This window comes from Cognatundibacterium rugosum, from assembly GCF_014284365.1.
In the GTDB taxonomy this organism is placed as follows: Bacteria; Pseudomonadota; Gammaproteobacteria; order Burkholderiales; family Burkholderiaceae_D; genus Undibacterium; species Undibacterium rugosum.
In genome coordinates, this window is the sequence record NZ_JACOGG010000015.1 from 55,285 (window position 1) to 79,512 (window position 24,228).

26 protein-coding genes are annotated in these 24,228 nt (G+C 50.0%); 5 read left to right on the forward strand and 21 right to left on the reverse strand.

Annotation, left to right across the window (positions count from 1 at the left end):
* Positions 1-69: 69 nt before the first annotated feature.
* Positions 70-2,796, forward strand: coding sequence for a bifunctional [glutamate--ammonia ligase]-adenylyl-L-tyrosine phosphorylase/[glutamate--ammonia-ligase] adenylyltransferase (glnE, locus tag H8K47_RS13985; RefSeq protein ID WP_186882026.1), 2,727 nt, complete (start codon positions 70-72; stop codon positions 2,794-2,796).
* 81 nt (positions 2,797-2,877) lie between these two features.
* On the opposite strand, the gene pbpG is transcribed toward glnE, so the two are convergent.
* From pbpG to H8K47_RS14000, 3 genes are all read right to left on the reverse strand, one after another.
* Positions 2,878-3,900: a D-alanyl-D-alanine endopeptidase gene (pbpG, locus tag H8K47_RS13990; protein ID WP_408057902.1), complete on the reverse strand. Its 1,023-nt coding sequence runs from the start codon at positions 3,898-3,900 to the stop codon at positions 2,878-2,880.
* 156 nt (positions 3,901-4,056) lie between these two features.
* Positions 4,057-4,752, reverse strand: coding sequence for a nitroreductase (locus tag H8K47_RS13995; protein ID WP_186882027.1), 696 nt, complete (start codon positions 4,750-4,752; stop codon positions 4,057-4,059).
* Positions 4,739-5,206, reverse strand: coding sequence for an acyl-CoA thioesterase (locus H8K47_RS14000; protein ID WP_186882028.1), 468 nt, complete (start codon positions 5,204-5,206; stop codon positions 4,739-4,741). Before H8K47_RS14000 ends, H8K47_RS13995 begins: the two co-directional genes overlap by 14 nt.
* A 263-nt stretch (positions 5,207-5,469) precedes the next feature.
* On the opposite strand from H8K47_RS14000, the gene H8K47_RS14005 reads away from it, so the two are divergent.
* The gene (locus H8K47_RS14005) at positions 5,470-6,042 is read left to right on the forward strand and encodes a phasin family protein (RefSeq protein ID WP_186882029.1); all 573 of its coding nucleotides are present in this window, start codon (positions 5,470-5,472) and stop codon (positions 6,040-6,042) included.
* A gap of 78 nt (positions 6,043-6,120) precedes the next feature.
* Here H8K47_RS14005 and H8K47_RS14010 read toward each other — a convergent pair whose 3' ends face one another.
* The 6 genes from H8K47_RS14010 to H8K47_RS14035 form a co-directional block, all read right to left on the reverse strand.
* Positions 6,121-6,846 (reverse strand): ABC transporter ATP-binding protein, encoded by a 726-nt coding sequence (locus H8K47_RS14010; RefSeq protein WP_186882030.1) that lies wholly within the window; start codon positions 6,844-6,846, stop codon positions 6,121-6,123.
* The gene (locus tag H8K47_RS14015; protein WP_162021237.1) at positions 6,846-7,616 is read right to left on the reverse strand and encodes an ABC transporter ATP-binding protein; all 771 of its coding nucleotides are present in this window, start codon (positions 7,614-7,616) and stop codon (positions 6,846-6,848) included. Before H8K47_RS14015 ends, H8K47_RS14010 begins: the two co-directional genes overlap by 1 nt.
* An 11-nt stretch (positions 7,617-7,627) precedes the next feature.
* Positions 7,628-8,809 (reverse strand): ABC transporter permease subunit, encoded by a 1,182-nt coding sequence (locus H8K47_RS14020; RefSeq protein ID WP_186882031.1) that lies wholly within the window; start codon positions 8,807-8,809, stop codon positions 7,628-7,630.
* Positions 8,810-8,820: 11 nt separating this feature from the next.
* Complete coding sequence (locus tag H8K47_RS14025; RefSeq protein WP_186882032.1) at positions 8,821-9,750, reverse strand: branched-chain amino acid ABC transporter permease; 930 nt, start codon at positions 9,748-9,750, stop codon at positions 8,821-8,823.
* A gap of 504 nt (positions 9,751-10,254) precedes the next feature.
* Complete coding sequence (gene ispH, locus H8K47_RS14030) at positions 10,255-11,196, reverse strand: 4-hydroxy-3-methylbut-2-enyl diphosphate reductase (protein ID WP_186882033.1); 942 nt, start codon at positions 11,194-11,196, stop codon at positions 10,255-10,257.
* A gap of 1 nt (position 11,197) precedes the next feature.
* Positions 11,198-11,653 (reverse strand): FKBP-type peptidyl-prolyl cis-trans isomerase, encoded by a 456-nt coding sequence (locus H8K47_RS14035; protein ID WP_186882034.1) that lies wholly within the window; start codon positions 11,651-11,653, stop codon positions 11,198-11,200.
* Between the two features lie 87 nt (positions 11,654-11,740).
* Here H8K47_RS14035 and radC point away from each other — a divergent pair, with 87 nt between their 5' ends.
* The 3 genes from radC to rpmG all read left to right on the forward strand — a co-directional run bounded on the left by radC (position 11,741) and on the right by rpmG (position 12,971).
* Complete coding sequence (radC, locus tag H8K47_RS14040) at positions 11,741-12,415, forward strand: RadC family protein (RefSeq protein ID WP_186882035.1); 675 nt, start codon at positions 11,741-11,743, stop codon at positions 12,413-12,415.
* A gap of 126 nt (positions 12,416-12,541) precedes the next feature.
* A complete protein-coding gene (rpmB, locus tag H8K47_RS14045) occupies positions 12,542-12,778 on the forward strand; it encodes a 50S ribosomal protein L28 (protein ID WP_162021243.1) in 237 nt (78 codons plus the stop codon).
* Positions 12,779-12,803: 25 nt separating this feature from the next.
* Positions 12,804-12,971 carry a 50S ribosomal protein L33 gene (gene rpmG, locus H8K47_RS14050; RefSeq protein WP_110257750.1) on the forward strand — a complete coding sequence of 56 codons (168 nt, stop codon included), beginning with the start codon at positions 12,804-12,806 and terminating at the stop codon, positions 12,969-12,971.
* Between the two features lie 281 nt (positions 12,972-13,252).
* Here the strand turns inward: rpmG and H8K47_RS14055 are convergent, their stop codons facing one another.
* The 12 genes from H8K47_RS14055 to lpxK all read right to left on the reverse strand — a co-directional run bounded on the left by H8K47_RS14055 (position 13,253) and on the right by lpxK (position 24,132).
* Positions 13,253-14,455 carry a DesA family fatty acid desaturase gene (locus H8K47_RS14055; RefSeq protein WP_186882036.1) on the reverse strand — a complete coding sequence of 401 codons (1,203 nt, stop codon included), beginning with the start codon at positions 14,453-14,455 and terminating at the stop codon, positions 13,253-13,255.
* A 122-nt stretch (positions 14,456-14,577) separates the two neighbouring features.
* Positions 14,578-15,897 (reverse strand): mechanosensitive ion channel family protein, encoded by a 1,320-nt coding sequence (locus H8K47_RS14060; protein ID WP_186882037.1) that lies wholly within the window; start codon positions 15,895-15,897, stop codon positions 14,578-14,580.
* Positions 15,898-15,955: 58 nt separating this feature from the next.
* Positions 15,956-17,215 (reverse strand): RsmB/NOP family class I SAM-dependent RNA methyltransferase, encoded by a 1,260-nt coding sequence (locus tag H8K47_RS14065; protein WP_186882038.1) that lies wholly within the window; start codon positions 17,213-17,215, stop codon positions 15,956-15,958.
* A gap of 95 nt (positions 17,216-17,310) precedes the next feature.
* Positions 17,311-17,919, reverse strand: coding sequence for a phosphoribosylglycinamide formyltransferase (purN, locus tag H8K47_RS14070; protein ID WP_186882039.1), 609 nt, complete (start codon positions 17,917-17,919; stop codon positions 17,311-17,313).
* Positions 17,920-18,014: 95 nt separating this feature from the next.
* Entirely contained in the window at positions 18,015-18,422 is a 408-nt protein-coding gene (locus tag H8K47_RS14075; RefSeq protein WP_186882040.1) for a barstar family protein, read from the reverse strand.
* Positions 18,423-18,446: 24 nt separating this feature from the next.
* Positions 18,447-18,818, reverse strand: coding sequence for a guanyl-specific ribonuclease (locus H8K47_RS14080; protein WP_186882041.1), 372 nt, complete (start codon positions 18,816-18,818; stop codon positions 18,447-18,449).
* Positions 18,819-18,911: 93 nt separating this feature from the next.
* Positions 18,912-20,078, reverse strand: a complete 1,167-nt coding sequence (locus H8K47_RS14085; RefSeq protein ID WP_186882042.1) for a patatin-like phospholipase family protein — start codon at positions 20,076-20,078, stop codon at positions 18,912-18,914.
* Between the two features lie 191 nt (positions 20,079-20,269).
* Entirely contained in the window at positions 20,270-21,028 is a 759-nt protein-coding gene (locus tag H8K47_RS14090) for a 3-hydroxyacyl-CoA dehydrogenase (RefSeq protein ID WP_186882043.1), read from the reverse strand.
* A gap of 219 nt (positions 21,029-21,247) precedes the next feature.
* Positions 21,248-21,904, reverse strand: coding sequence for an adenylate kinase (gene adk / locus H8K47_RS14095; protein ID WP_186882044.1), 657 nt, complete (start codon positions 21,902-21,904; stop codon positions 21,248-21,250).
* Between the two features lie 255 nt (positions 21,905-22,159).
* Positions 22,160-22,912 carry a 3-deoxy-manno-octulosonate cytidylyltransferase gene (gene kdsB, locus H8K47_RS14100; RefSeq protein ID WP_186882045.1) on the reverse strand — a complete coding sequence of 251 codons (753 nt, stop codon included), beginning with the start codon at positions 22,910-22,912 and terminating at the stop codon, positions 22,160-22,162.
* 10 nt (positions 22,913-22,922) lie between these two features.
* On the reverse strand, positions 22,923-23,108 hold the full coding sequence (locus H8K47_RS14105; RefSeq protein WP_186882046.1) for a Trm112 family protein: 186 nt from the start codon (positions 23,106-23,108) through the stop codon (positions 22,923-22,925).
* A complete protein-coding gene (lpxK, locus tag H8K47_RS14110) occupies positions 23,089-24,132 on the reverse strand; it encodes a tetraacyldisaccharide 4'-kinase (RefSeq protein ID WP_186882047.1) in 1,044 nt (347 codons plus the stop codon). Before lpxK ends, H8K47_RS14105 begins: the two co-directional genes overlap by 20 nt.
* Between the last annotated feature and the right edge of the window lie 96 nt (positions 24,133-24,228).

A 24,228-nucleotide genomic window follows, 5' to 3' on the forward strand; every position in this document is an offset into this window, starting at 1 on the left:
ACTTACAATCAGAACCTATCCTCTTCCCAGCAGCTATACCGCTGACCGACAATCCATCCAGTCTCCCTTATGAGCCATACGGAAAATTTCCAAACCACCGCCGCAGAACTGTCCCGTTTTTTACAACGTTGGTTGCAGGGGACGCCAGAACGAAGCGCACAACTGCAGGAAATAAGCAGATTATCCTTTAGCAAAGCGGATTTTGCGCAGATTTTACAAAAAGAAATTTCATCCGGTGCCAGTTTGAACAAGGCAATGCGACGTTTGCGCAACCTTGTCCTCGCTACACTGATCGAGCGCGATCTGAACGGACAGGCTGACATGCATGAAGTGGTCACCACAATCAGCGAGTTTGCCGACTTTGTAGTGGCGCAACACTTAACCGCACTCGATCAGGAAATGCGTGCGCTGTATGGCGTCCCGGTCGGAGAAGAAAGTGGCGCAGAACAATCCCTGATTGTGCTCGGTATGGGCAAACTGGGCGGTTACGAACTGAATGTCTCCTCAGATATCGATCTGATTTTCTGCTACGCCGAAGATGGCGAGACACGCTGTCATGAGGCAGCGCAGCGCAGCTTGTCTAACCATGAATATTTCAGCCGCTTAGGAAAAAAACTGATCGCAGCCATTTCTGAAGTGACCGAAGACGGCTATAGCTTCCGGGTCGATATGGCATTGCGCCCCAATGGAAACTCCGGCCCGCTGGTCGCCAGCTTCGGTATGCTGGAAGAATATTTCATGGTCCAAGGACGCGAATGGGAACGCTACGCCTGGGTCAAAGCCAGGGCAATGAGTGGTCAGGCTGAGGATTTGCTGCAACTTGAAAAAATCATCCGTCCTTTTGTGTATCGGCGCTATCTGGATTTTGGCGCCATCGATTCGCTGCGTTCTATGCATGCGCAGATCCGTGCCGAAGTGGTGCGTCAGGAGACACGGCACCCTGAGCGCAGTAACAATGTCAAACTGGGACGCGGCGGTATACGCGAGGTGGAATTTTTAGCGCAGGTCTTTCAACTCATACGCGGTGGGCGCGATGCCAGTCTGCGTGACCGCTCTACCCGCAACACGCTGGCTATTTTGAGCGAAAAAAATATTCTGGATGCCGACATCGTCACACAGTTACAGCAATCGTATGTATTCCTGAGAAATCTGGAGCACAGACTGCAGTATCTGGATGATGCGCAAACCCATACCTTTCCTTCCAAAGAAGAAGACCAGCTACGCATTGCCAACATGATGGGCTACCCGCAAGTAGCGCCGCTACTGGATGCCTTGCAAGTCCACCGGCAGTTTGTCGCAACGCAGTTTGATACCATCTTCAAAGATAAGGCAGATGATGCAGCAGAAGCCGGTGAGGCGCAGCTGATCGCCAGCCTGAACAGCAGCGAGGATGAAGACTTGCTCATTTCCCAGTTCACCGACGCGGGTTTCCATGATGCGCAAGAAGCGGCACGCCGTCTGAATGCACACTGGCATTCAGGCCGTATCCAGGCTCTCAGCGAAGCCAGTCGCCAGAAGTTGCTGGCCTTGTTTAATCAGGCCATGCGCCTGACCGGGACACAGGCACAAAATCAACTCAGTTGCTGGCATCGTTTTCTCGACTTTATGGAGGCGATCGCACGCCGCTCGGCTTACCTTTCACTGCTGACCGAATACCCGGATGCGCTGGCGCGTGTCATTCGCATGATGGACGCCAGTGATTGGGCTGCCAAGTTCCTGACCCGACATCCTTTGCTGTTAGATGAGTTACTGGATGAGTCAGCCTTGCAGGCACGCCCCGACTGGTCACAATTTTCACAAGAGCTGGAAAAAGAACTACTCGCACATCGCGATGACACGGAGCGGCAATTAGAAACTTTGCGCGAGATGCATCATGCCATGCAATTCCGTCTGCTGGCCCAGGATCTGGAAGGGCAAGTCACGGTCGAGCATCTGGCCGACGACTTGTCCCAACTGGCTGATTTAATGGTCGCGGCAACGATAAACGCTGTCTGGCAGACGATTGCAACACGTCATCGTGAAAAGCCACAGTTCGCAGTGATCGCCTACGGAAAACTGGGTGGCAAGGAACTGGGCTATGCTTCTGATCTGGATCTGATCTTTTTGTACGATGATGAAGAACAGGATGCGCCAGCGAATTATGCGAAACTGGCCCAGCGCTTCATTACCTGGATGACCAGCCATACGCCGGCAGGTATTTTGTTTGATATCGACATTGCCTTACGTCCGGATGGTGCCAGTGGTTTACTTGTTTCATCAATACAGTCATTTGCCCGCTATCAGGAAAAATCAGCCTGGTTATGGGAACATCAGGCGCTCACACGTGCGCGCTACTGTGCAGGTGACGCGCATATAGGCCAGCAATTTGATGCGATTCGTCATCAGGTGTTGTGTCAATCGCGGGATGAAGCCAGCTTACGTCACGAAGTACTGCAAATGCGCAAAAAAATGCGCGATGCGCATCCTAGCCGTAGTGAGCTGTTCGATCTCAAACATGATGCGGGCGGCATGATAGACCTGGAGTTCATGGTGCAGTATCTGGTGCTGTGTCATGCGCATCAGTATCCCGAACTGAGTGCCAACATTGGCAATATCGCCTTGTTGAAACGTTGCGGCGAACTGGGTCTGATTCCGGATGAGCTGGCACAACGCAGTGCGTCAGCGTATCGCAGCCTGCGCAAATTGCAACATACCATACGGCTGCAGGGCGAAGACCGGGCTAGGGTCGCGTTCGACAAAGTCAGCCAGGAAGTCACTTCCAGTCAACAGCTATGGAAGACCTTATTTTCTGAGTAAAGTGAGCGGTAGAACAAGACCATGAAAAAAGCCGGCTGCGCAACGCAAACCGGCTTTTTAATTATGAAGACAAGATGGCTGTCAGGCTTGTGGCTTATTTGACTCCAGCCATTTTTTGATGCGACCGGCATCTGCCAGGCGTGAATACTTCCCTTTAGAATCCAGGAACACCATCACAATCGCACGCCCTTCTATCATTGCCTGCATCACCAGACAACGCCCAGCTTCGGCAATATAACCAGTTTTTTGCAGACCAATTTCCCAGGAAGGATTCGCTACCAGTTTATTCGATGTACCGTATTCCAGCGGACGCCCACCCGGATTGACTATATATTTCGAATCCGTTGAGTATTCGCGGATCACGGGATGCTGATAAGCCGCATTGACCAGCTTGACCAAATCACGTGCGCTGGCGCGATTCTGGCTGGACAAACCACTGGAATCGACATAATGGGTGTCACTCATACCCAATTGTCTTGCCTTGGCATTCATGGCAGCCACGAATGCGGACAAGCCCCCCGGATAACTCCGGCCCAGCGCAGATGCCGCGCGGTTTTCCGAGCTCATCAACGCGATATGCAACATATCCGCACGGGTGAGTTTAGCGCCGATTTTCAAGCGCGAACCGGTACCTTTTTCCTTGTCGATGTCTTCGGTGGTGACTTCAATCAGTTCATTCAAATCCTGATGCGCCTCCACCACCACCAAACTGGTCATCAGCTTGGTAATAGATGCTATCGGCAAAGACACATCCGAATTTTTTTCAAACAGCACTTTGGAACTGGCCTGATCCACGACATACGCCACATTCGACTGCAGGGACAAAGGATCCGCATGTTTTAAACCAACGGTATCGCCTACGCTGGGTTTTTCCGCAACCACGGGGGCGAGTGCCACGTGCTCAGTCACCAGCTTGCGTTTGCCATTCACCAGCACATAACGTTTCACTACTTTGGTATTCGCAGCGATCTTCGCAGATTTTTTGTGTACCACGTGTTTTTTCGCATGACGATGGCGGGATTCCGTCGCCTGCACAGAGAGCGCAACTGCAGGAAGAATGGCAGCAAGGCTCAGAATAATTGCTTTACGGGCAAATTTCACTATCTACAACTCCTACATAAAATATGCCAAAAAATTTAGTGCAGTGTAGCAAATCCCAAAAAAATCGCAAGATAATTAAAGACTTAGCGGTTCCAATTGAAGTTTACTCTTATTTAATTTCACCTTGTCCCTATGCAGGCCGCAATGAATAATAAAATGCTACTCTACAAACCGTACAAACCCAGAAACCGGCTCCCGCTCTGTCTGCAAGGAATTTTCAGGCTGACTGAGGTCGGCATAACCTAAGGACATGCCGCACACCAGCATTTCATTTGCTGGCAACGCAAGCTGTTCGCTGATAATTTGATGGTATTGGGTAAAGGCAGCCTGTGGGCAAGTATCCAAACCACGTGCTTTCGCAGCCAGCATCAGATTTTGCAAAAACATGCCATAGTCCAGCCAGGAACCTTGTTCCAGGATACGGTCTATGGTGAAAATCAAACCAACGGGGGCATCAAAGAACGTGTAATTGCGTCCATGCTGGGCATGCATACCAGCCTTATTGTCACGTCCTAAACCCAGCAATGCATACAAATCCCAACCTACTTTTCGCCGGCGTTCCAGATACGGGCTGGTCCATTGTAAAGGATAGTAGTGATATTCCTCAGTATGCGGAGCAGCCGGGTTCGGATGATCATGTGCTTGCAAAATTTTCTGTGACAGCTGATTTTTCTTTTCACCGGTCAGCACATAGACTTTCCAGGGCTGAGTATTGGTGCCAGACGGCGCACGTGCCGCCACACTGAACAAGTCCTGCAGCAGTTCGGCGGAGACAGGATCAGGTAAATAGGCACGCACAGAATGGCGCGCAATGATGAGTTGGTCTACCGCTTGCTGCAATTCAGTGGGTGTCATCAGAATCACTCAGAATAAAAGTTAATACAGATCTTAGCTCGCCAGGTAACGGAACCGGGCGCCGCTCCTGCCTGTCCACATAGACATGGATAAAATGTCCTTGCGCAGAAGCGACCTGCTCATCGTTACGGAATATACCCAACTCATAACGGACACTGGTGTTTCCCAAGCGACTGACCGCAAATCCTACCGTCACCTCATCAGGAAACGCAATCGGTGCGAAGTAATTACAATGGGTTTCTATGACCAGCCCTATCACCTGGCCATGCTCAGTATCCAACACCTGCTCACTGATCAGATACTGGTTGACTGCCGTATCAAACCAACTGTAATACGTCACATTATTGACATGACCGTACACATCATTATCCATCCAACGGGTTGTGAGTGTATAGAAACGCTTGAAATCCCTGCGAGTCTTAATGCTATTTTTTACAGGTGCATTTGAATTCATGAATGGAAATTCCAGAAAGAAACACTCACAAAAAGTGTAACACAAACCCTGCTTTCATCGTCCAGTCACATAGCCAGTTCAGAATCTCCCAGGCAACATATCCCTCAGCCATAGAGGCTCCGGCTTCAGCCACTGTGTATGTTTGAGTTGCCAAACATATTTATTTCATTATAATCAACTTATTGCAGCGCACAATTTATGTGGATTCCCTGCAATATCTCATCTGACTTCATTCATGCACGACCTTTTTCAAGGAGATTCCTATGTTTTCAGTACCTGAACAATTCTCAGCGGCAACTAAAGCAAATCTGGATGCACAATTCGCATTATTCTCCACCATCAGTGCAAAAACACTCGAAAGTGTTGAAAAACTGGCCGAGCTGAATTTGAATGCAGTAAAAAGTACACTGGAAGAAGCCACTGCCACAACCCGCCAGTTATTGTCTGCAAAAGATGCACAGGAATTCATACAACTCAGCAGTGCACAATTGCAACCGAATGCAGAAAAATTCCTGTCTTACAGCCGCCACCTGGGAAATATTGCGTCATCTGCTCAGGCTGAGCTTTCCCGCGCAACGGAAATACAGCTCAACGAAAATAAGCGTAAAGTAGTCAGCCTGTTGGAAGATGTAACGAAAGATGCTCCTGCCGGAACCGAGCAGATTGTTGCGGCGATCAAAACTGCCATCAACAACTCTCATGCCAGCCTGGAGCAAATCAATAAATCAGGTAAGCAAACTGTCGAGGCACTGGAAGCCAACCTCAACACAGTAGTAACACAACTGGTGCAAGCGAGCGAGAAAGCTATTCCAACCAAGGCAAGTACAAAAAAATAATTGATAGTCGATAGCAGATAAAAAAAAACCCGCTTCAATAGCGGGTTTTTTTATCAGTTTAATTCACTATACAGAAAATTAACCTTCTCCCAGATAAGCCGCCTGAACCTTAGGATCATCCAGCATATCTTTCGCATTTCCGCTCATGGTAATCAAACCGGAATCCATCACATAACCACGATGTGCGGCTTGTAACGCGAGCTTCGCGTTTTGCTCAACCAGCAAAATAGTCACACCTTGAGCCGAGACATTGCGAATCACTTCAAAGATTTTCTCGACCATGATAGGCGACAAGCCCATAGATGGCTCATCCAGTAACAGCAGATTAGGATGACTCATCAGCGCACGCGCCATTGCCAGCATCTGTTGTTCACCACCCGACAGGGTTCCGGCTAATTGTGCTGAACGCTCCTTCAGACGTGGGAACACAGCATACCATTTGTCGATGTCAGCCGCGATACCGCCTTTATCATTGCGTGTGTACGCACCCATCATCAGATTTTCGTGGATGGTCATACGCGTAAACACGCCACGGCCTTCCGGTACCATGGCCAGGTGCTCAGTGACCAGTTCGAAGGAGTTTTTACTGCGGATAGAGCCTCCCATGTACAGGATCTCACCCTCAACCTTGCAGCTTGGTAAAGTACCTGTGATGGCCTTCAAGGTCGTTGTTTTACCCGCTCCGTTAGCGCCAATCAGGGTGATCAGTTCGCCCTTATTGACGACCAGATCGATTCCCTTAACTGCCTTAATTCCGCCATAAGCCACTTTGAGCTGTTGGACTTTCAATACATTTTCAACCATTAGTGTCCACCTCCCAAATAGGCTTCGATCACAGCCGGATTTTTCTGAATATCTGCAGGAACACCTTCTGCAATTGGTTTGCCGTAATCGAGTACAGTCAGGCGATCACACAAACCCATCATCAGTTTGACATCGTGTTCAATCAGCAGGATCGTTTTACCTTCAGCCTTAATCTTGACCAACAGCTCACGTAAAGCCAGCTTTTCAGTCGCATTCATACCAGCGGCAGGCTCGTCCAATGCAAGCAGCTTAGGATCAGTCGCCAGTGCACGTGCGATTTCCAGACGACGCTGATCGCCGTAAGACAGGAATTTAGAGGTGCGGTCAGCAAACTGACCGATACCAACGAAGTCCAGTAATTCCTGCGCACGCTGGCGAATTTCTGCCTCTTCCTTACGTGCAGCCGCATGGTGAAAAACAGCACCAAACACACCTTGATGAGTACGCACATGACGTCCTACCATCACGTTTTCCAAGGCAGTCATTTCGCCAAACAAGCGGATATTCTGAAATGTACGTGCAATCCCCGCTTTGGCCACTTCATGCGGTGCGGACGGTGAATATGGCTTACCGTCCAACTCAAAACTACCGGTATCAGGTTGATACAATCCGGTAATTACGTTAAAGAAGGTTGTCTTACCTGCACCATTCGGTCCGATCAGGCCATAAATCTGACCTTTTTTAATATGAATACCGACATTGGATAAGGCTTGCAGCCCGCCGAAGCGCTTATTTGCGCCTTCAATTTTTAAGATAGTCTGTTCAGTCATCACATTTGTCCTTACGCTGTGGCATCATTGGTTTTACCAATCTTGTCTTCATGCTTAGGTGCTGGCCACAATCCGGCCGGGCGATTCAGCATGACAACTACCATCGTCAGACCATATAACAACTGACGCAACACTTCTGCTTCTATCCAGATTTTACCGAACAGCATATTCTGTACAGGCTCAACCACATGACGCAACACCTCTGGCAAGGCAGCAAGCAACACAGCGCCCAGAATCACGCCAGGAATATGTCCAATACCGCCCAGCACCACCATAGCCAGAATCACGATTGATTCCATCAGTGAGAAAGATTCCGGTGAAACGAAGCCCTGGAAAGAGCCGAACATAGCGCCTGAAATACCGCCAAACGATGCGCCCATCGAGAAGGCCAACAGTTTGACGTTACGTGTATTGATACCCATGGCTTTGGCAGCAATTTCATCTTCACGGATCGCGACCCAAGCACGTCCAAGACGGGAATTTTGCAAGCGCAGGGAAACAACCACAATAATGATGCACAGGGTCAGGAACAGGAAGTAATACGCGTTCACGGATGGCATACTAAAGCCAAGGAAACTCACGACACCTGCCTCACCTTGCAGTGACACGCCCATAATGCTGACCGGATCCACCATATTGATCCCTTGCGGTCCATTCGTGAAGTTAATCGGTGCATTCATGTTATTCATGAAAATACGGATAATCTCACCAAAACCCAGCGTGACGATCGCCAGATAATCACCGCGTAGTTTCAGCGTAGGTGCGCCGAGCAAAGCGCCGCACAAGCCTGCAATCAACGCAGCAAACGGGATAATGACCCAGACTGACAAATGTATGCCTTTTTGAGCAATTTCAGGTCCGAACAGCGTCACCAATGCATTTCCAAGTGCAGGATAATTCTCCACAAAGGATTCAAGTATCACAGCAAACTGTGGCGATCCGAAAATCGCAGCCAGATAGGCACCGACAGCATAGAACGCGATATAACCAAGGTCCAGCAAACCTGCAAAGCCAACCACAATATTCAGGCCAAGCGCCAGCATAATGTAGAGCAAAGCAAAATCGATAATACGGACCCAGGAATTACCAAAGTTAGCAGCAACAAAAGGAAACAGCACCAGCACCAGACCGATCAGGGCGAAACTGGTATAGGCTTTTTTCGGGTTAGCTTTTACATCGAAAATAGTTGACATTGATCTTCTCCTTAAGCGCGATCAGCGACGCGTTCACCCATAATTCCGGATGGACGTAATGTCAGCACAATAATCAAAACAACGAACGCAAAAATGTCCTGGTAATGACTACCCAGCACGCCGCCAGTCAGATCACCGATATAACCCGCACCCAGGCTTTCAATCAGCCCCAGGATAATGCCACCCACCATCGCGCCATAAATATTACCGATACCGCCTAAAACCGCAGCTGAAAATGCTTTCAGGCCAGGTACAAAGCCCATTGCAAACTGTGCGGAAGAATAGTTAGCGGCCCACATCACGCCTGCAATCGCTGCCAGTGCTGCACCGATAGCAAAGGTGGCCACGATCACATAGTTGGAATTCACTCCCATCAAACCGGCAACACGTGGATTTTCTGCCGTTGCGCGCATCGCGCGTCCCATTTTGGTTTTTTCAACCAGCAGAACCAGACCAAGCATCGCCAGTGTCGCCAGTATCAGTAACAGTATCTGCGTCTGCGAAATAACAGCACCACCGATTTGAACCGGTATCGTGGGCATCACGGATGGGAAAGGGATAGGGCTGCGGCCCCAAATCATCATGGCAAATGTCTGTACCAGGATGGATACACCAATCGCCGTAATCAGCGGAGCCAACCGCGGAGCATTACGCAAACGACGATAAGCAATACGCTCTATCAGTATATTAACAATGATACAAACGGGAATTGCTCCGATGATTGCGATGAGCAACATGACAATGCCATGCATTTCAGGCGCAACAACTTGTAATAACTTAATGATACTGAGTCCCGCCATTGCACCGACCATCAATACATCGCCGTGTGCAAAGTTAATCAGATTTAAAACGCCGTACACCATGGTGTAACCCAGCGCGACCAGGGCATACATACTTCCCAGAACCAGCCCGTTAATCATTTGTTGGATAAAGGTATCCATATTGGTATCTCTTTCTATGAACGAATCTAAATTTCAACCGAGCCCGATGTTTACATCCAGTAAAGGATAACAAATGGGTCAGAAAAATCATTCCCGATAACAAAAAACGGCACCCGTCATACGGTGTGCCGCTTTCAACTCCGTTATCCGGAAAGGCGTGTCTTCATATCAGGAGTAACAATATTGCGTGTGATGCACATGATAAAACTCTCCTCTGCAACTTTTGGTAAAAGCTTTTCTAATATTTCGACTTCTTATATACGCCAATGAAGTGGGCGCGATTATACATAGGCAACTTCTCAAGACAGTGGTATAAAAACCACCCCTGCCTACGTATTTTCCACAAACCCATTATTTAAGCATACACCTTTATCAATTTCACAAACAGTCAAATTGATTTGCGGGCTCATCTTAAACACGAATTCGCTAAATAAAATATCGAAAACCAAGACAAAACAGATTTTTATCAAAACAGATTACAAATTTTTATGCTTGCAGCCTGACTCAGACTTCTTGCGCAACGCTTAAACCCTTAGGCATAGGGAAAGTAACGTTTTCTTCTACCCCCTCCAGCGCACGAACACTGCTAGCACCCAGCTCTTTAAGCCGAGCGATCACTTCCTGCACCAACACCTCTGGTGCCGAAGCACCGGCCGTAACACCAATACGCTGCACATTCTCCAGCCAGGCAGTTTGTATTTGCCCCGCATTGTCGACCATGTAAGCGGCCGCACCGATTTTCTCAGCCACTTCACGCAAGCGGTTGGAATTAGAACTGTTGGGACTGCCCACCACAATCACCAGCTCGACCTGCGGTGCCATGAATTTGACCGCTTGCTGACGATTCGTGGTGGCGTAACAAATATCACCTTTTTTGGGTTCACTGATGGCTGGAAAACGTTGCTTAAGTGCCGCAATAATGTCAGCCGTATCGTCCACCGACAAAGTGGTTTGCGATACATAAGCCAGCATCTCAGGATTGGCGACTTGCAGGGTCACCACATCGGCCACCGTTTCAACCAAATACATCCCCTCCTCTGTCTGCCCCATCGTACCTTCGACTTCCGGGTGACCATCGTGGCCGATCATGATGATCTCGCGGCCTTCCTTGCGCATTTTGATGACTTCCATATGAACCTTGGTCACCAACGGGCAAGTTGCATCAAACACTGTCACACCACGTTGCTCAGCCTCCTTGCGCACCGCTTGCGAAACACCATGTGCAGAAAAAATCAAGGTATTTCCTGCTGGAACATCTTCCAGATTTTCTATAAAAATAGCGCCTTTCTCACGCAAATCATTGACGACAAAAGCGTTATGCACTATTTCATGTCTGACGTAGATAGGTGCGCCAAACTGCTTCAAAGCGCGCTCTACAATTTCAATCGCGCGATCAACACCCGCACAGAATCCACGCGGCTGCGCCAGTAAAATTTCTTTATCCATCTTACAAAATTCCTATGATGCGGGTTTCAAACAACAGGGTTTGTCCTGCCAGCGGATGGTTAAAATCAAATATATAGCCTTGCTCATCCTTCGCCTTGAGTATGCCGGCAAACCGCCCACCAGACGGTGCGGCAAACTCGACCAGGTCGCCCACGACATATTGTTCACCAAAAGCGGAATTTTCACGCAAAGTGGCTTCAGATACGCGTTGTATCAGCTCGGGATTACGCGGACCAAACGCTTGCTCAGGCGGCAATTCACGTGTGGTATGTGAGCCCTCCGGCAAGCCCAGTAAGGCTTTTTCTAACTCTGGGGCAAGTTGCCCCATACCCATTTGCAAAGTCGCGGGACTTTCATCGAAGGTGCTGATAATATTTTCACCATCCAGACTGGCGAGACGGTAATGCAAAGTCAGGTAGGAGTCAGGATGAACTAAAGGTAGAGCTGGATTCGTCATGATTTCAGGCTTTCACTAATAAGCCGCTATTGTAAGCCAGCTTTCAGCGATACAAGTTTTTCTCAAACATAAGCAGGAGTCCGGGTAATGGCAATTCATGACTGGCCTGAAGATGATCGCCCCAGAGAACGCCTGATTAAGTCGGGTGCCAGCGCCTTGTCTGACGCTGAACTGCTGGCCGTCTTTCTGCGCACCGGTGTGAAGGGTAAGAGTGCAGTGGATCTGGGCAGACAGATGCTGCAAGAGTTTGGCTCTTTATCCAAACTGTTTGGTGCCGGTATCAATGACTTCTCGCGTATCCATGGTTTAGGCTCGGCAAAATACGCACAATTACAAGCCGTACTGGAACTCGCGAAAAGAGCCATTTGTGAAGAAGTCAGGCAAGCTGATATTCTGCATTCGCCCCAGGCTGTGAGGCAATATCTGCAGTTAATGTTAGGGGGCCGCGCTTACGAATCCTTTGCCGTATTATTTCTGGATGTTAAAAACCGTCTGCTTAGTAGCGAAGAATTATTTCGCGGCACCCTGGATCAGGCCAGTGTTTATCCAAGAGAAGTGCTGAAATCCGCACTCAAACACAATGCAGCCTCTGTGATACTGGCGCACAACCATCCCTCAGGCGCCTGTGAGCCCAGCAATGCGGACCGGCAACTGACCAGTAAACTACAACAGGCACTACAGTTGGTCGATATCCGTGTTTTAGACCACTTTATCGTAGCAAACCCACATGTTTACTCATTTGCAGAGCACGGTTTACTATGAAATTTTAAATTGTTAAATTTAAAAAAATCAAAAGACACAATTGTTTTTCACAAGTCGTTGATATTTCACGATTTTTTGTATACACTCTCATTTTTTCCAATTTCGGAAACTATTAAGGAGTTAATCATGGCACGTGTCTGCCAAGTGACTGGGAAGGGGCCAATGGTTGGCAACAACGTTTCCCACGCTAACAACAAAACTAAACGTCGCTTTTTGCCTAACCTGCAAAATCGTCGCTTTTTCGTAGAATCAGAAAACCGTTGGGTTTCTCTGCGTTTGTCTAACGCTGGTTTGCGCGTCATTGACAAAGTCGGCATCGATGCCGTTTTGGCTGACCTGCGTGCTCGCGGCGAAAAAGTTTAAGCTAAACTATTGTTAGGAAAAAATCATGGCTAAATCTGGTCGCGACAAAATCAAGCTGGAATCTACTGCCGGCACTGGTCACTTCTACACAACCTCCAAAAACAAGCGCACTATGCCTGAAAAAATGGAGATCATGAAGTTTGATCCTAAAGCACGTAAGCACGTTATCTATAAAGAAACAAAAATCAAGTAATTTTTGCTTCGCTTGTAACGTCAAAAAAGCCCTGCCCTGCAGGGCTTTTTCTTTTGATAAATTAGCGCTGATATCCAGGTTTGGTATGTGGCTTGAATGTGCCACTTTGGTCGCTGGTTCGTCAGTGTTGGGATCACGTGCAAACCGTTTAATCGGAAGTCCATAAGCTGACATCTCGTTCCGCCCCCAGCTGAACACCGGGTAAGTATTTGCTGTACAAATGTCTGGAATAAAAAAAACGACGCCTGAGCGTCGTTTTTTTATTCCAGATCAATCCAGACTTACGCGTAGGTACGCAAACGCAAAGAGAACTCTTGCAAAGTTTTGATACCGGAAGCTTCGGCACGTGTGCACCAGTCTTGCAATTGCTGCACCAGTTGCTCACGGCTAACTGTAGAACGTTCCCAGATCAAACCCAGCTCAACGCGCATATCATGCATGGTTTTGAGCACGTTGCTATGTGCGAGCACTTCAGACAAAGCCTGCTGTTGTTCACTGACCAGCTTACTAGGCTCACGCTGCAGCAAAACTTTGGTCGCTTTCAGGCGTGCTGCTTCAAACTGCGCTTTTTCACGCAAGGAAGCCACTTCTTCACGCCATGTACGACGCAGGGTCTTCGCATATTTCGCCATGACATCGTAACGGTTCGTGATCACTGCCTGCAAAGTTTCCATATCAACCGCAGCTTTATTGGCAACGAATTTCGGTTCCGGTGCAACTTTCTTCACCTTGGCCAGACCCAGCGTTTCCAGAGTACGGATATACAGCCAGCCAATATCGAACTCATACCATTTAGATGACAACTTGGCAGACGTACCAAAAGTATGGTGATTATTGTGCAATTCCTCACCACCGATCAGGATGCCAATAGGGAAAATGTTGGTGGAAGCATCAACGCAATCATAGTTGCGGTAACCCCAGTAGTGGCCGATACCATTGATAATGCCTGCTGCGGTGATAGGAATCCACATCATCTGTACCGCCCAGACGGTGACACCGATCACGCCGAACAAACTGAAATTGATGATCAGCATCAATGCCAGACCCTGCCAGCTGAAACGGGTATACACATTGCGTTCCATCCAATCATCTGGCGTACCATGGCCGTACTTTTGCAGGGTTTCCTGATTTTTGGATTCAATACGATACAGTTCCGCGCCTTCCAGCAACACTTTCTTAATGCCACGCGTTTGCGGGCTATGCGGATCTTCTTCAGTTTCACATTTGGCGTGGTGCTTGCGGTGCACAGCAGCCCACTCTTTAGTCACCTGACCGGTGGTCATCCACAACCAGAAACGGAAAAAATGACTAGGTATGGCATGCAATTCCAATGCACGGTGAGCCTGGCAACGATGCAGGAATATCGTCACACTGGCGATCGTGATGTGGGTCACCACCATCGTATAGATAAACACTTCCCAGCCGCTTGCGCGGGTCAGTCCATTGGACAGGAAGTCGACTAGAGATTCAATAAATGTACTCAAAATGACAATTACTCCGGTGTTATTGTGTGTTACCCAGCTTATGTTGAAAAGCAACAGCCGTCAAAATTTATTTTTAATGCGCCCGAATTGTACGCGTTTTAGAGGAATTGCACCAATGCATGTCAGGATTTTGCGCCCAGTTCCCGCGCCAACTCTGCCGGACTTTGCGCCAGCGTAACAACACGTTGTGGGAATGGCAAATTTGCACCCTGCTCACGAATGACTGTCCAGATCGCGCGATTCACCGCAGACAAAACATTCGATCGTCCATTTTCCGGATCTGCAATCCAGAACCCTACACGTAACTCCAGGCCATCGGCGCCAAAGCGCATCAGATAAGCGGAAGGCCCTGGCTCCTGGCAGACACGTTCAGTCGATTTGGCTGCCTGTGCCAGCAAAGGCAGCAGACTATCCAAATCGGTGTCATAGGCCACCGTCAAATCTGTCCACATGGCGACGCTGGAGTTGGTCAGGGAGTAATTTTGAACCGGGCTTGAAACCAGCATCTCATTCGGGATCACCGATTCAGCACCATCTAAACCCTGCAATACGGTGTAACGAGTGTTGATCTGTGTAACTTTGCCATTAAATTTATCGACAGAAATCATGTCGCCAATCGACATACTGCGGTCGATCAGTATGATAAAACCTGACACATAGCTACTCGCGATTTTTTGCAAGCCAAAGCCCAAGCCTACACCCAGAGCACCGCCAAATACCGACAGGACAGTCAGATCAATGCCCACCAGCGTCAGGCTAATCAGAATGGCCAGCAAGATCAACAAGGCACGCCCAACTCTGGACATCACCACTTTGAATGAAGAATGGGCATTGGGCAAAGCCATCAACCGGGCCTCGAGCGCCGCACTGGCCCACAAGGCGATCACCATGGTGAAAATGACAGAAATCGTGGCTTGAATAATGCTCAGCAATGAGATTTTATTTTTACCGACCGGCAGTACTATGCTGTCCAGCGTATCAATCAGATCTGGCCATAAACCCGTGTAATGCAATACCACGCCCAGCCACACCAGTCCGGCAAACAGTTTTTCAAATGCTGCTAAAAAACTGCCTATACGCCCCTCGCGCACAAAAGTCTTACGCAAGATATAAAACGCCAGCCGTATCATGGCGAGTGACCCCATAATAGGGAACAGCAAGGTCAGCAAGTGGGTATGCTGCCAGCGCGCCAGCGCCTCCTTGCCGATAGCGAGGAAAACGACGCTCAATAAGGGCATCAGTACCCGGGAAAAACTCTGCACACCAATATGCACCATGCCCGAACTGGCATCACCACCGGTGAACAGACGCTTCAGGTAGCGCGAACTGAGCCATGCCAGTGCAAAGCACACTGCGACGGTGGCAACCTGCCAAAGGAACTGGGGTTCTCTGAAATCGTCAGCCAGATCGGCCAACAAGCTGGTTAAAACGGGAGTACTCATGTTTTAGCAAATAAAAAGAAAAAATCCCGGCATTTGTTGTGCCGGGAGATCTCAGGGTTTAGGCTTTTTTACGTTCCATGATGGCAGCGAAGAAGCCATCCGTCTGATGCAGATGGGGATAGAGTTTCAGGTAATCGCCCATTTCCAGCTCAACCTTTTGCTCAGCCAACACGGCGGATGCCGGAATCAGCGTAAAGTCTGGATGCTGCGCCAGGAAGGCCTGTACGATACCCTCATTTTCTTCGTCAAGGATGCTGCAGGTCGCATACACCAAACGTCCACCTGGCTTGACCATTCTTGCTGCACTAGCGAGAATGGACGCTTGCTTCACATTCAGTTCAGCCACGCCTTCTGCCGTCTGACGCCATTTCACGTCCGGGTTGCGACGCAGGGTACCCAGACCACTACAAGGCGCATCCACCAGCACACGGTCCAGCTTGGCAGCCAGACGCTTGATCTTGGCGTCTTTCTCATGCGCGATCACGACCGGATGCACATTCGACAAACCGCTGCGAGCCAGACGTGGCTTCAGTTTTGCCAAACGCTTCTCAGAAATGTCAAATGCATACAAGCGTCCGGTATTGCGCATAATCGCGCCCAGCGCCAGCGTCTTACCACCGGCTCCGGCACAGAAATCTGCCACCATTTCGCCACGGCGCGCACCGACTAACTGTGCCAGCAACTGACTGCCTTCATCCTGTACTTCTATCGTACCGTCTTTGAACAAAGGCAGATTTTGCAGCGAAGGTTTTTTCTTCACGCGCAAACCTGTCGCCGAATAAGGTGTAGGCTCGGCAATAATAGGGGCTTCTGCGAGCTGTGCCACAACAGTCTCACGATTGCCTTTAATAGAGTTGACGCGCAAATCCAGCGGAGCCGGCGTATTCAGGGACTCTGCCAGTGCTAAGGCCTGCTCTTCACCAAAGCTTATGCTTAATTTGTCCCATAACCAGGATGGTAAGTTGGACTTCATATTGAGCGGCAGGTGGCTGCGGTCTATCTGCATCACACGATCCAGCCACGCGGTTTCTTCTTCGCTCAGGCCACCCAGCGATTCCAGCCCGACGGCATCCGCCAGACCCAGCAGGGTCAGACGGCGCATAGCTGGTCCGGTACCGGATTCAGCAAAACTGGTATAGACCGACTTATTACGCAACAAGCCGTAAATTGCTTCTGCAATCACACCGCGCTCGCGACCACCCAGCCTTGGATGTTCACGGAAATAACGGGACAATGTACCATCTGCAGGGCCGGTGAAACGCAAAATTTCACGTAATACTTCTTCGGTATGGCCGATGATGGCTGGAGGTAATCTCATACTGCTTCCTTCTCAATTTCTGTTCTGACCAGAATGGTCTGCGTCACATGTGCATCATGGTCACGCTGCTGGCTGGTGTCGCCGGATTGAAGCGATTATGCGTCAGCAATGGTGACATGATGGCCAGATACCGAGATTTTCCCCTCGATGAACTGGCGTACTGCACGTGGATAAATGATGTGTTCCTGTCTGAGCACGCGCTGTGCAAGGCTGTCTTCTGTGTCGTTATTCAATACTTCCACCGCTGCCTGCGCAACGATAGGACCATGATCGAGTTCAGCAGTCACAAAATGCACGGTAGCGCCATGTAATTTCACGCCTGCGTCCAAGGCCTGCTGGTGCGTATGTAAGCCGACAAAACTAGGCAACAGCGACGGGTGTATATTCAGCATACGATTCGCATAATGGGCCACAAAGGCAGGTGTCAGTATACGCATGAAGCCAGCCAGAACCACCAGATCAGGTTCAAATTCATCGATCTTTTGCTGCAAGGCAGAATCGAATGCTTCTCTGCTGCTGAAATCTTTACTGACGACAACTGCCGTCGGTATGCCATGGGAAGCGGCGAAGGCGAGACCGGCTGCATCTGCTTTATTGCTGATGACAGCCGCAATTTGCGCAGGCCATTGCTCAGCGATACTGGTTTCAACGATAGCCTGCATATTACTGCCACGGCCGGAAATAAGGATAACGATCTTTTTCATGGGCGCATTGTAACGCTGACAGGCACTTTGCCCCAAGTAAAAATACCCGCAGACATAGCCGTCAGCAGGAAAATGGCTATTCTTTCAACGCTGAATCAGGAATAAAATACCCTAAAAGCAATTTTTTTCTGCGCCCATTCATGCGCCGCATCCTGCAAAATTTCCAATAAAATTTCTTTCGCTGCCAGATCAAAATCAGCCAGTGCCGGCAGATTTTCCAATACCAGTACGATGCCTGAGGCATTACCGATGTCCAGTTCACTCAGACAGTCTGCGAGCGCATCGAAATTCGCGCCATAATGCGATGGAAAATGCATCGACTGTCCGATTGCAGTCAGCACGGCTTTTTTAGAAGCGGCATGCACCAGATCCACATGAAAATACAGTTGCCCATGGCTGACAGACTGTTGCTGCCAGTGCGTAGTCTGACTACCCTGTAAAGGCGATACGGATGCAATCGGTAAGGCGGTCAATGACAAACTGACTGGTGAAGGCATACTCATACTGAATTCCTGTTTCGGTTCTGATTATTCTTTGATACGACGAAAACTTTGGTAGTGATCATCGGTGTAATAGTATTCGCCTGAACTGGCAGGCTCGCCACCAGCCACGATACGGCGTGCACCGCGATTTCTGGCACCCGGCGTTTTGACCGTGTATTCATGGTAGTAACCACGCTTTTGTTTAGGTAATGCACCTTCGTAGTTTCCAAATACCACGCCATCTTTGGCATATGGAAAAGGCCCGCCTTGCTTAATCAGCTGCAGCAAGGACTGCGCCTCCCTGGGCAAATCCTGAACGAACACCACATCGGGTAAATCTTTGGCTGTGGCCATACCCGCACACAGACTGAATACGCAAAGTAAAAGCAGGCGACGAAAGCAGGAAAAATAGTTCATAGGACGTGTGAGTTGATATCGGCGTGCAAAGTATAGGTGAAACTGCCAGTGTCTGCCTATGGCTATGTGAGTCCGGAATGGGCGACTCAATGATCAGGCAAAAAAATCCAGCACATCCTGTTTGCGCGCATAGGTATCGTCACGTCCCAATGCGATCAGCTCACGTGTATAACTGGACTCAAATAAGAGGTAAGAGGCCAAGGCGGAACCACGCGCTTCGGTTGCGCCTATACCACCTAACATGGTTCTGACAGGTAAAGGCAAACTGGAAATATGTTGACTGGCGATGGCATCCAGCCTTTTCGAGGGAGCAATGACCAGAGTCTGTACCGGACGCAAGGGCGTTTTATGCAACAATTCAGGCGGCAACATCGACAAGGTTTTGTTGATGCGCTCAACCCGTTCAATATCGACCGCCAGGCTATCAAGGAAAATACTGGACAGCGCGTGGCCGGCAATCTGCGCCAGGCTGGGATAACGCGGGCTTTCCTGCTGAACGGCCGGTGGTTCTGCCAAGCGGCCTGCACCGATAATCATTACCTTGCTGGCCCCAAGATGGATGGCTGGCGAAATTGGCGCTAACTGACGCATAGAGCCATCACCACAATACTCCAGCCGCCCGCCCCAGTTCAGCGGAATCGCAGGAAACACAAAGGGAATGGCCGACGAGGCCATCAAATGTGCAATAGAAATAAAGTCACGTTGTGCCAGACGCTGACTGCGTACCCAGGGCTCAATATTCTGCAAAGTCTGGTAAAACGTTAAATGCTGCCCAGCGGTATACGAAGATGCAGTGACTGCCAGTGCCTGTAACGCGCCGCTCTGCAAAGCTGCATCCAGCCTGGGCAAATCCAGCATACGGATCAACAAATCTTCTAAGGGCGAATTATCCAGCAAAGAATTGGGTGGTGATTTTCGCCATTTGTTGAGCAACCAGCCAAACGACCAAAGTGACAGCCAGCGCGCGCCGCTGCGCATCACGCCCAGTGAATCAGCTCGATACACCTGTGCAGCTTCAAAGTTTTCCCAGATATGCAGCACAGCAGACAAAGACGCAGCAAAATCATCGGCGCGGCAAGCCAGCGCAGTGGCATTGATGGCACCCGCAGAGGTGCCGCAAATAATACCAAACGGATTCGTATGCGCTGGCCATCCTGCATCCTGCAACATTCTGTGCATGGCATCCAGTACCCCAACCTGATACGCCGCCCGAGCACCGCCGCCAGTTAGTATTAATCCCGTTGTTGCTGTATCGCGCATGATGATCTCTTGGTTCTGATAGCAACAGTCCCCCGCGTCACAAGAAGCCAGAGGGAGAGGCCGTCACGAAAAAGCAAAAAAAGGGCAAACTATGTTTGCCCTAGTGTATTAGTCAGACCCGCTGGTTGTCATGCTGCATGACAATAGAATCTAAGTAATCATCCCTCAAAACAACATTTCGCCTCAGCGCCTTACTTAGGCTGCATACGGATCGCGCCGTCCAGACGTATGGTTTCGCCATTCATCATCACATTTTCGATGATGGTTTTGGCCAAATGCGCATACTCATCCGGCTTACCTAAGCGTGGTGGGAACGGTACCATTTTGCCGAGTGCATCCTGAACTTCCTGTGGCATACCCAGCAGCATCGGTGTTTCAAAAATACCCGGCGCGATCGTCATGACACGGATACCGTTGCGCGACAGATCACGCGCCATAGGCAGAGTCAGACCCGCAACGGCCGCTTTGGATGAAGCGTAGGCCGCCTGACCAATCTGGCCATCAAACGCAGCGACTGACGCGGTATTGATCATCACGCCGCGCTCACCGTGTTCCGCCGCCTCTGTTTTCGCCATCGCATCCGCTGCCAGACGACACATGTTGAAAGTACCGACCAGATTGATGTTCACTACACGCTGGAATAATTCGAGCGGATGCGGGCCATCTTTACCTACCGTTTTCACTGCGGGAGCAACACCCGCGCAGTTAATCAGGCCACGCAGCGTGCCCAAGGCAACGGCAGCAGCCACCACAGCCTGACCATCCGCTTCTGATGTCACATCACATTTAACAAACTGACCGCCGAGTTCAGCCGCCAGTTTTTCGCCGGCCTCGACCTGCACGTCAGCCAACACGACCTTACCGCCGTTCGCGACGATCATTTTTGCAGTCGCTGCACCTAAGCCGGAAGCGCCACCAGTAATAATGAATACGTTATGTTGAATTTGCATCGTTGTCTCTTTCTGCGTTATGAATCAATCTGTCAGCCCGATCCGGCCTGAATGCCCGGTCAGGCACCTCAACATTGACGTTTACGTAAACGTCATATGCGCACATTGTAACTAAAAACAGCCACGAATACAGAAAAAAGGCGCTGAAACGTCAAATCCGCCTTTACTAACTGACATAAAAAAAGCGGACCAGAGTCCGCTTTTTTCGCTTATTGCAAATTACTCGCTCAGCGCAGCAAATGCGCTGTCGCGTATCGCTTCAACGGCACCGACACCGGCAATCTTGCGATACTTAGGCGCGCCAGGCTCGCCAGTCTTCGCCCAGTTACCATAATAGCCGAGCAACACTTCGGTCTGTTCGTGATAAACCTGCAGACGTTTTTTAACGGTTTCTTCCGCATCGTCTGGACGCTGCACCAAGTCTTCACCGGTCACATCATCCTTACCCTCAACTTTAGGCGGATTGAATTTCACGTGGTAAGTGCGGCCAGATGCCGTATGCACACGACGACCACTCATACGATCAACAATCGCTTCATCCGGCACATCGATTTCCAGTACGTAATCGATACTAACGCCAGCTTCTTTCATTGCGTCTGCCTGAGGGATAGTGCGCGGAAAGCCATCAAACAGATAGCCATTCGCACAGTCAGCCTGCTTCAGACGGTCTTTAACCAGGCCAATGATAATGTCATCAGAAACCAGACCACCGGCATCCATGACTTTCTTCGCAGCCAGGCCCATTTCAGTTCCGGCTGCAATCGCTGCACGCAGCATATCGCCTGTTGAAATTTGAGGAATATTGAATTTTTCTTTGATGTAATTAGCCTGAGTACCTTTACCGGCTCCTGGCGCACCCAACAAAATAAGACGCATAGTATTTCCTAGACGAGTTTGAGTTTATTGAAATTTTTGAGGACAAAGCAGCATGCTGCTTCGCGAATTACTTTTGTTTTTAAGTGTTTTACCTGGAATACATCTCGCTTAGTGCGAGGAAATGCATTCGGTTTATTTTTTTCTTTTACCAGTAGTAACACAGTATCTTTTCACGAAACTTACCACAAATTGCAGCATTCTTGATGCTTTGCCATGAAAACAGCGCAAACTTAGTGCTTTTTTTGCGTAATTTGCTTATTTCCGGAAAAACGCGCGAACCCGTTCCAGATCTTCCGCTGTATCCACACCGGCGGCCGGACTGCTGTCTGTCACATGAACTGCAATCGCGTAACCGTGCCACAACACACGCAATTGCTCCAGTGCTTCAATCTGTTCCAGGGGTGAGATGGCGAGCTTAGGATAGTTCTGTAGAAAGTCATTACGATACGCATATAAACCGATATGTCGCAGAGGCTGATAAGCCTCGGGCAACTGGGTTCGGTCTTGCGCAAAGCCATCACGATGCCATGGGATGGTGGCGCGAGAAAAATACAAGGCCTTGCCCTGTTTATCGAGTACGACTTTCACCACATTCGGATTGAATACGTCGTCCGGCAAATGCAGAGGATGCGCCGCCGTTGCCATCGGTACCGATGCATTTACCAAGGCTGCCGTGGCTGCGATCAGCGCGGGAGCGATCAGAGGCTCATCGCCCTGCACATTGACAATCACAGCATCTTCTGGCAAATCCATACGGGCTGCGACTTCGGCTATCCTATCGGTGCCAGACGGATGATCAGCACGGGTCAGACAAACCGGAATCTGATGCGCCTCACAGGCCGCGACGATGTCGGTGTGATCGGTAGCGACCATAATGCGGCTGGCACCGGAAGCCAAAGCCTGCTCGGCAGTACGCACCACCATGGGTTTGCCACCGATATCAGCTAAAGGCTTATTTGGTAGCCGGGTCGACGCCAGACGCGCCGGAATAATCGCGATAAAACTCATCAACCGTTCCTCAGCGTGCGTCGACTTCGTCAGAACTGAGTGTGCGCGCTTCTTCCACCCACATCAGTGGAATATCGTCACGCACCGGAAACGCCAGCTTATCGCCATAGCAAATCAACTCCTGATTTTCTTTTTTATAGGTCAACGGGCCTTTGCAGACAGGGCAAACTAATACATCAAGCAGGCGAGCTTCCACGCTTTTTCTCCAAAATCATCGATAGTAAGTCAGCGGCAAAACCGGCACTGAGCTGCGCCTCGACCGGCAGCACCCAGATGCGTGTATCGTTTTGCAACGCTGGAATTTGGCTACATTTTACTGCATCCTTTTCCGTGATCAGTATGTAATCCGCCTGAGTCTGACTAAAAGTAAAGGGATCAAACACCTGGTGGTCGGCTAAGGGCAAGCGCTCAAACTCACATCCGGCAGCAGTCAGGGCCTGATAAAAACGCTCAGGATGGCCGATACCGGCAGCTGCGCATACACGCTGACCCGCAAACGAACTCAGTACGCGTCGCTGTTGCGGCGCACTCAGTTGCCATGCCTGTTGCGTAACGAGTTGCATACGCACCGCATCGGCTGGAATGCCGGGTACCTCAGTACTGTCTACATCAGCAGCGGCATTCAAAACGGTGAAATCGCGCCGCCGCGATACCGGCTCACGCAAGGGCCCTGCCGGCATCAGCCAGCCATTGCCGGCACCACGCTGATCAAACAACACGATTTCCAGATCGCGTGCCAGGTAGTAGTGCTGCAGACCATCATCCGAAATCAGCACATCGACTTCGGGATAAGTCAACAATAGCAGCTGCGCTGCAGCGACGCGATCACGCCCTACCATTACCGGACAACCACAACGCTGCCGTATCAGCAGTGGCTCGTCGCCGACTTGCGCCGCCTGTGCCTGTTCATCGACCACCAGCACTTGCTGCGCAGCGGCACCGTAACCGCGCGACACCACGGCAGGATGCAGGCCAGCCGCCTGCAATTGCTGTACCAGCCAGATCACCAAGGGCGTTTTACCGGTACCGCCAACAAAAATATTCCCGACCACGATGACCGGGATGGCCAGCCGGGTTTGCGGCTTGTAACCCATCACAAACAAACCCATGCGGAACTGTATCAACACACGAAACAATTGAGCGAGCGGCCAGCACAGATACGCCAGCCAGCCGCGCTGCTGCCACGCTGCCATCACTTGCTTTTCCAGCCAGGCACGCATGTTCTACTCCATTAAAAAATTCGGGGAGTCGACTGACTCCCCTTTTTACGCATAGCGACTTCGCCGGCACAGTGCGTACTTAGGTTTCCCGGTAAG

Bases quoted from the DNA above. Each gene is read 5' to 3' on its own strand.
- glnE (WP_186882026.1), top strand. From the start codon at position 70: ATGAGCCATACGGAAAATTTCCAAACCACCGCCGCAGAACTGTCCCGT.
- H8K47_RS13995 (WP_186882027.1), bottom strand. From the start codon at position 4,752: ATGACACCCACTGAATTGCAGCAAGCGGTAGACCAACTCATCATTGCG.
- H8K47_RS14000 (WP_186882028.1), bottom strand. From the start codon at position 5,206: ATGAATTCAAATGCACCTGTAAAAAATAGCATTAAGACTCGCAGGGAT.
- H8K47_RS14005 (WP_186882029.1), top strand. From the start codon at position 5,470: ATGTTTTCAGTACCTGAACAATTCTCAGCGGCAACTAAAGCAAATCTG.
- H8K47_RS14010 (WP_186882030.1), bottom strand. From the start codon at position 6,846: ATGGTTGAAAATGTATTGAAAGTCCAACAGCTCAAAGTGGCTTATGGC.
- H8K47_RS14015 (WP_162021237.1), bottom strand. From the start codon at position 7,616: ATGACTGAACAGACTATCTTAAAAATTGAAGGCGCAAATAAGCGCTTC.
- H8K47_RS14020 (WP_186882031.1), bottom strand. From the start codon at position 8,809: ATGTCAACTATTTTCGATGTAAAAGCTAACCCGAAAAAAGCCTATACC.
- H8K47_RS14025 (WP_186882032.1), bottom strand. From the start codon at position 9,750: ATGGATACCTTTATCCAACAAATGATTAACGGGCTGGTTCTGGGAAGT.
- ispH (WP_186882033.1), bottom strand. From the start codon at position 11,196: ATGGATAAAGAAATTTTACTGGCGCAGCCGCGTGGATTCTGTGCGGGT.
- H8K47_RS14035 (WP_186882034.1), bottom strand. From the start codon at position 11,653: ATGACGAATCCAGCTCTACCTTTAGTTCATCCTGACTCCTACCTGACT.
- radC (WP_186882035.1), top strand. From the start codon at position 11,741: ATGGCAATTCATGACTGGCCTGAAGATGATCGCCCCAGAGAACGCCTG.
- rpmB (WP_162021243.1), top strand. From the start codon at position 12,542: ATGGCACGTGTCTGCCAAGTGACTGGGAAGGGGCCAATGGTTGGCAAC.
- rpmG (WP_110257750.1), top strand. From the start codon at position 12,804: ATGGCTAAATCTGGTCGCGACAAAATCAAGCTGGAATCTACTGCCGGC.
- H8K47_RS14060 (WP_186882037.1), bottom strand. From the start codon at position 15,897: ATGAGTACTCCCGTTTTAACCAGCTTGTTGGCCGATCTGGCTGACGAT.
- H8K47_RS14065 (WP_186882038.1), bottom strand. From the start codon at position 17,215: ATGAGATTACCTCCAGCCATCATCGGCCATACCGAAGAAGTATTACGT.
- purN (WP_186882039.1), bottom strand. From the start codon at position 17,919: ATGAAAAAGATCGTTATCCTTATTTCCGGCCGTGGCAGTAATATGCAG.
- H8K47_RS14075 (WP_186882040.1), bottom strand. From the start codon at position 18,422: ATGAGTATGCCTTCACCAGTCAGTTTGTCATTGACCGCCTTACCGATT.
- H8K47_RS14080 (WP_186882041.1), bottom strand. From the start codon at position 18,818: ATGAACTATTTTTCCTGCTTTCGTCGCCTGCTTTTACTTTGCGTATTC.
- H8K47_RS14085 (WP_186882042.1), bottom strand. From the start codon at position 20,078: ATGCGCGATACAGCAACAACGGGATTAATACTAACTGGCGGCGGTGCT.
- H8K47_RS14090 (WP_186882043.1), bottom strand. From the start codon at position 21,028: ATGCAAATTCAACATAACGTATTCATTATTACTGGTGGCGCTTCCGGC.
- adk (WP_186882044.1), bottom strand. From the start codon at position 21,904: ATGCGTCTTATTTTGTTGGGTGCGCCAGGAGCCGGTAAAGGTACTCAG.
- kdsB (WP_186882045.1), bottom strand. From the start codon at position 22,912: ATGAGTTTTATCGCGATTATTCCGGCGCGTCTGGCGTCGACCCGGCTA.
- lpxK (WP_186882047.1), bottom strand. From the start codon at position 24,132: ATGCGTGCCTGGCTGGAAAAGCAAGTGATGGCAGCGTGGCAGCAGCGC.